Raw genomic sequence first — 6,232 nt, forward strand, 5'->3', positions numbered from 1 at the left:
GGTTGATGAAGTACTGCCTGAACAACCCATGCGTCAGTGGGTGTTGAGCTTCCCGTTTCAGCTGCGTTTCCTGTTTGCCAGCCGGCCCGAGATCATGGGGTGGGTGCTGGGCATCGTTTACCGCGTCATTGCCACGCACCTGGTCAAGAAAGCGGGCCATACCCACCAAGTGGCCAAGACGGGCGCGGTCACCCTGATCCAGCGTTTTGGATCGGCGCTCAATCTGAATGTTCACTTCCACATGCTGTTTCTCGACGGTGTGTATGTCGAGCAATCCCACGGCTCAGCGCGTTTCCGCTGGGTCAAGGCGCCGACCAGCCCAGAGCTCACCCAGCTGACGCACACCATCGCCCACCGGGTGGGTCGCTATCTGGAACGGCAAGGCCTGCTGGAACGGGATGTCGAAAACAGCTATCTGGCCTCGGATGCGGTGGATGACGACCCGATGACACCCCTGCTGGGGCACTCGATCACTTACCGTATCGCTGTCGGTTCACAGGCGGGGCGAAAGGTGTTCACTTTGCAAACTCTGCCGACCAGTGGTGATCCGTTCGGTGACGGGATTGGCAAGGTAGCCGGGTCCAGCCTGCACGCCGGCGTGGCGGCCAGGGCCGATGAACGCAAGAAGCTCGAACGGCTGTGCCGGTACATCAGCCGCCCGGCGGTATCCGAGAAGCGGCTGTCGTTAACACGAGGCGGCAACGTGCGCTACCAGCTCAAGACGCCGTACCGGGACGGCACCACGCACGTCATTTTCGAACCATTGGATTTCATTGCAAGGCTGGCCGCCCTGGTACCGAAGCCCAGAGTCAACCTAACCCGCTTCCACGGGGTGTTCGCACCCAACAGTCGGCACCGGGCGTTGGTCACGCCGGCAAAACGGGGCAGGGGCAACAAGGTCAGGGTGGCTGATGAACCGGCAACACCAGCACAACGGCGAGCGTCGATGACATGGGCGCAACGGCTCAAGCGTGTTTTCAATATCGACATCGAGACCTGCAGCGGCTGCGGCGGCGCCATGAAAGTCATCGCCTGCATTGAAGACCCTATAGTGATCAAGCAGATCCTTGATCACCTGAAGCACAAAGCCGAAACCAGCGGGACCAGGGCGTTACCCGAAAGCCGGGCGCCACCGGCTGAGCTGCTCCTGGGTCTGTTTGACTGACGAGCCTGAAGGCCAACGATACCAATCAAAATGCTGCGTTCACAGCGCCGCGGCAGGGATCCGCCGTGCTGGTTGTCGGAAAAGGAGCCGCTAGTGGGAAAGAGGAGGGTAAATTTTCAGCGTTGCTGGCTCCCCGTCAGCCGGATTGGGTTGCATCGCAGGGGTGTCGAAAGAGTCAACTGCGGTCCAAAGCTGTTGGACTTGGGTGAAAAGGGCGTTTATTCTTCCTATACGTATGATTCAAACTGCAGATGAGTTACATTTGAAAGAAAAGGTGAAAAAACCAATTGAGAAATTATTGCATGTGCTTAATGCCTCAAATAAAAAATTAATTATTCAATACCGATCATTATGAAACTATCATTAATTGTTGCCATGGATAAAAATTTTGGCATTGGTAAAGACAACGATTTGTTATGGAAATTGCCGGCTGATATGAAATTCTTTAAAGAAACTTCAACAGGTCATGTAGTAATAACCGGACGTAAAAATTATGAATCTATTCCTGAGAAATTTAGACCCTTGCCAAATCGTGAAAATGCCGTTTTAACTCACCAAATCGGCTATCAAGCACCAGGAGCTCATGTCTTTTTTTCACTTACTGAATGTTTAGAGTTCTATAAAAATGAAACCGAAAGAACTGTTTTCATCATTGGTGGGGGACAAATTTATGCAGAAGTTATGCAGCGAAACATCCTTCAAGAAATGTATATCACACAAGTAGATGGAGTGTTTGACGCAGATACTTTTTTTCCTAAATTTTCTGAATCTGAGTGGAATAGTGAAACTGTACTGAAACAGGGTATTGATGAAAAACACGCTTTTGCTTTTGAAATAAAAAAATATACACGTAAATAACTCTAAAACTTACTGTTTTTGTTGAAATGTTTTGTATGTAACGGTTTCAAAACTTCAACGACCTTACTAACTTTGCCTCCTTATGATTTTATGTATAGCTGAAAAACCTTCTGTGGCAAAAGATATTGCCGAAGTAATTGGTGCAAAACAACGCAACAACGGCTTTTATGAAGGAAATGGCTATTGGGTAACCTGGACTTTTGGCCATCTGTGTACATTGAATGAACCCCATGATTACAAAGAAAATTGGAAATACTGGAAATTGGAAGATCTGCCAATTGTACCTAAAAAATTTGGCATTAAACTAATTGATAACGATGGAGTAAAAAGGCAATTTGCTGTTATTGAAAAATTGGTAGCATCTTGTTCTGAAGTCATCAATTGCGGGGATGCCGGGCAGGAAGGGGAGTTGATACAAAGATGGGTATTGGCACCTGGTCAAGAAAGCGGGCCATACCCACCAAGTGGCCAAGACGGGCGCGGTCACCCTGATCCAGCGTTTTGGATCGGCGCTCAATCTGAATGTTCACTTCCACATGCTGTTTCTCGACGGTGTGTATGTCGAGCAATCCCACGGCTCAGCGCGTTTCCGCTGGGTCAAGGCGCCGACCAGCCCAGAGCTCACCCAGCTGACGCACACCATCGCCCACCGGGTGGGTCGCTATCTGGAACGGCAAGGCCTGCTGGAACGGGATGTCGAAAACAGCTATCTGGCCTCGGATGCGGTGGATGACGACCCGATGACACCCCTGCTGGGGCACTCGATCACTTACCGTATCGCTGTCGGTTCACAGGCGGGGCGAAAGGTGTTCACTTTGCAAACTCTGCCGACCAGTGGTGATCCGTTCGGTGACGGGATTGGCAAGGTAGCCGGGTCCAGCCTGCACGCCGGCGTGGCGGCCAGGGCCGATGAACGCAAGAAGCTCGAACGGCTGTGCCGGTACATCAGCCGCCCGGCGGTATCCGAGAAGCGGCTGTCGTTAACACGAGGCGGCAACGTGCGCTACCAGCTCAAGACGCCGTACCGGGACGGCACCACGCACGTCATTTTCGAACCATTGGATTTCATTGCAAGGCTGGCCGCCCTGGTACCGAAGCCCAGAGTCAACCTAACCCGCTTCCACGGGGTGTTCGCACCCAACAGTCGGCACCGGGCGTTGGTCACGCCGGCAAAACGGGGCAGGGGCAACAAGGTCAGGGTGGCTGATGAACCGGCAACACCAGCACAACGGCGAGCGTCGATGACATGGGCGCAACGGCTCAAGCGTGTTTTCAATATCGACATCGAGACCTGCAGCGGCTGCGGCGGCGCCATGAAAGTCATCGCCTGCATTGAAGACCCTATAGTGATCAAGCAGATCCTTGATCACCTGAAGCACAAAGCCGAAACCAGCGGGACCAGGGCGTTACCCGAAAGCCGGGCGCCACCGGCTGAGCTGCTCCTGGGTCTGTTTGACTGACGAGCCTGAAGGCCAACGATACCAATCAAAATGCTGCGTTCACAGCGCCGCGGCAGGGATCCGCCGTGCTGGTTGTCGGAAAAGGAGCCGCTAGTGGGAAAGAGGAGGGTAAATTTTCAGCGTTGCTGGCTCCCCGTCAGCCGGATTGGGTTGCATCGCAGGGGTGTCGAAAGAGTCAACTGCGGTCCAAAGCTGTTGGACTTGGGTGAAAAGGGCGTTTATTCTTCCTATACGTGCCGCGTTCCAGGCGGCGACTATGAGGGCTATGTCGATGCCCATGTGCGCCGGCTGGAGGCGCTACGCCGGGCCGGTATCGTCGAGCGGATCGACGCCGACCAATGGCGCATCCCCGATGATCTGGTCAGCCGTGCCGCCGCCCATGACGCCGGCCGAGACAGTCAGGCCAGCGTTCGCGTCCTTTCCCCGGTCGATCTGAACAAACAGATCGGATCGGACGGCGCGACCTGGCTGGACCGGCGGCTGATCCACGGCGAGACGGCCGACCTTGCGCCAACCGGCTTCGGGCAACAAGTCCGCGAAGCCATGGACCAGCGCCGCGAGCACCATATCGAACAGGGCGACGCCACCCGCAGCCGGGACAGCCGCGTCTTCTACCGGCGCAACCTTCTCGCCATCCTGCGGGAGCGCGAGGTAGCCGGCGTCGGATCGGATATGGCTTTGAGTAAGGGCCTGCCGTTCCGCGCCGCCACGGACGGCGAGAGCGTCAGCGGCAAGTTTACCGGAACCGTGCATCTATCGAGCGGCAAGTTCGCCGTGGTCGAGAAATCCCATGAGTTCACCCTTGTCCCGTGGCGGCCGATCATCGACCGCCAACTCGGCCGCGAGGTTATGGGCATCGTGCAGGGCGGGTCGGTGTCGTGGCAGTTAGGGCGGCAGAGGGGGCTGGAACGCTGAGTGCGCCCATGCCGCATTGCGAAGCAAAAGATAATCGGATAAAATGTAGCAATTCATATTCGTAAGCGTGGAGTAATCAGATGGGAAATTCCAAGTCAGCAGACAAGTAAGCCGCAACAACCAGTATTGTTGTTGCGGCGCTCTGTAAGGCTAGTCTCATCTGATTGCTGACGAGCAGACGTCGCCCGGTATTCCTTAATCGAGGGTTGATTCGTCATGACCACCACACGCCCCGCGTGGGCCTATACGCTGCCGGCAGCACTGCTGCTGATGGCTCCTTTCGACATCCTCGCTTCACTGGCGATGGATATTTATCTCCCTGTCGTTCCAGCGATGCCCGGCATCCTGAACACGACGCCCGCTATGATCCAACTCACGTTGAGCCTCTATATGGTGATGCTCGGCGTGGGCCAGGTGATTTTTGGTCCGCTCTCAGACAGAATCGGGCGACGGCCAATTCTACTTGCGGGCGCAACGGCTTTCGTCATTGCGTCTCTGGGAGCAGCTTGGTCTTCAACTGCACCGGCCTTTGTCGCTTTCCGTCTACTTCAAGCAGTGGGCGCGTCGGCCATGCTGGTGGCGACGTTCGCGACGGTTCGCGACGTTTATGCCAACCGTCCTGAGGGTGTCGTCATCTACGGCCTTTTCAGTTCGATGCTGGCGTTCGTGCCTGCGCTCGGCCCTATCGCCGGAGCATTGATCGGCGAGTTCTTGGGATGGCAGGCGATATTCATTACTTTGGCTATACTGGCGATGCTCGCACTCCTAAATGCGGGTTTCAGGTGGCACGAAACCCGCCCTCTGGATCAAGTCAAGACGCGCCGATCTGTCTTGCCGATCTTCGCGAGTCCGGCTTTTTGGGTTTACACTGTCGGCTTTAGCGCCGGTATGGGCACCTTCTTCGTCTTCTTCTCGACGGCTCCCCGTGTGCTCATAGGCCAAGCGGAATATTCCGAGATCGGATTCAGCTTTGCCTTCGCCACTGTCGCGCTTGTAATGATCGTGACAACCCGTTTCGCGAAGTCCTTTGTCGCCAGATGGGGCATCGCAGGATGCGTGGCGCGTGGGATGGCGTTGCTTGTTTGCGGAGCGGTCCTGTTGGGGATCGGCGAACTTTACGGCTCGCCGTCATTCCTCACCTTCATCCTACCGATGTGGGTTGTCGCGGTCGGTATTGTCTTCACGGTGTCCGTTACCGCGAACGGCGCTTTGGCAGAGTTCGACGACATCGCGGGATCAGCGGTCGCGTTCTACTTCTGCGTTCAAAGCCTGATAGTCAGCATTGTCGGGACATTGGCGGTGGCACTTTTAAACGGTGACACAGCGTGGCCCGTGATCTGTTACGCCACGGCGATGGCGGTACTGGTTTCGTTGGGGCTGGTGCTCCTTCGGCTCCGTGGGGCTGCCACCGAGAAGTCGCCAGTCGTCTAACCGACGACTGGTAGCAGGCCCGCTCCGATGCGGCGCACTAACCATCGAAACCTCGTGAATGTCGGTATCCTGTCTGGCAGGATACCGCTCATTTCCCTTGTTCAGTTCATCGCCGTCGCCGAGCATCTGAATTTTCGGCATGCGGCCAAGGCACTTGGTATCAGCCAGTCGAGCGTCAGCGCGCGTGTGAAAGCGCTGGAGGATAACCTTGGTGTCCTGCTATTTGAGCGCCATGCGCGGGGCGTTCGGCTAACAGACGCAGGCAGGCACTTCATGGAGCGTGTCACGGCGGGTGTCGATCAACTCGATCACGCAGTGAAGACCGCGGAGTGACGGGCACTGGCTGGCAATGTCTAGCAACGGCAGGCATTTCGGCTGAGGGTAAAAGAACTTTCCGCTAAGC

The 6,232-nt window shown here is 55.7% G+C and carries 5 protein-coding genes and 2 pseudogenes; all 7 read left to right on the forward strand.

Annotated features, from left to right (window positions below; all coding sequences use genetic code 11):
- On the forward strand, positions 1-1,165 hold a 1,165-nt coding region (locus R7P35_RS23455; RefSeq protein WP_000320694.1), incomplete at its 5' end, for an IS91-like element ISVsa3 family transposase.
- 345 nt (positions 1,166-1,510) lie between these two features.
- Entirely contained in the window at positions 1,511-2,023 is a 513-nt protein-coding gene (locus tag R7P35_RS23460; RefSeq protein ID WP_086371372.1) for a dihydrofolate reductase, read from the forward strand.
- An 82-nt stretch (positions 2,024-2,105) separates the two neighbouring features.
- A pseudogene (locus R7P35_RS26605) lies at positions 2,106-2,441 on the forward strand (toprim domain-containing protein); the annotation flags it as partial.
- A 13-nt stretch (positions 2,442-2,454) separates the two neighbouring features.
- A pseudogene (locus R7P35_RS23465) lies at positions 2,455-3,483 on the forward strand (IS91-like element ISVsa3 family transposase); the annotation flags it as partial.
- A 30-nt stretch (positions 3,484-3,513) separates the two neighbouring features.
- Entirely contained in the window at positions 3,514-4,398 is an 885-nt protein-coding gene (locus R7P35_RS23470) for a DUF3363 domain-containing protein (protein ID WP_001447541.1), read from the forward strand.
- 216 nt (positions 4,399-4,614) lie between these two features.
- Positions 4,615-5,829 (forward strand): chloramphenicol/florfenicol efflux MFS transporter FloR, encoded by a 1,215-nt coding sequence (gene floR, locus R7P35_RS23475; RefSeq protein WP_000214119.1) that lies wholly within the window; start codon positions 4,615-4,617, stop codon positions 5,827-5,829.
- Between the two features lie 27 nt (positions 5,830-5,856).
- Complete coding sequence (locus R7P35_RS23480; RefSeq protein ID WP_001255015.1) at positions 5,857-6,162, forward strand: LysR family transcriptional regulator; 306 nt, start codon at positions 5,857-5,859, stop codon at positions 6,160-6,162.
- Positions 6,163-6,232 lie beyond the last annotated feature (70 nt).

Origin of the sequence: Vibrio sp. Vb0304, from assembly GCF_033338995.1 — a bacterium.
Taxonomy (GTDB): Bacteria; Pseudomonadota; Gammaproteobacteria; order Enterobacterales; family Vibrionaceae; genus Vibrio; species Vibrio alginolyticus.

What these genes read in the sequence shown, in the direction of transcription:
- R7P35_RS23470 (WP_001447541.1), top strand. Translation starts at nt 3,514, where the DNA reads ATGCTGCGTTCACAGCGCCGCGGCAGGGATCCGCCGTGCTGGTTGTCG.
- floR (WP_000214119.1), top strand. Translation starts at nt 4,615, where the DNA reads ATGACCACCACACGCCCCGCGTGGGCCTATACGCTGCCGGCAGCACTG.
- R7P35_RS23480 (WP_001255015.1), top strand. Translation starts at nt 5,857, where the DNA reads ATGCGGCGCACTAACCATCGAAACCTCGTGAATGTCGGTATCCTGTCT.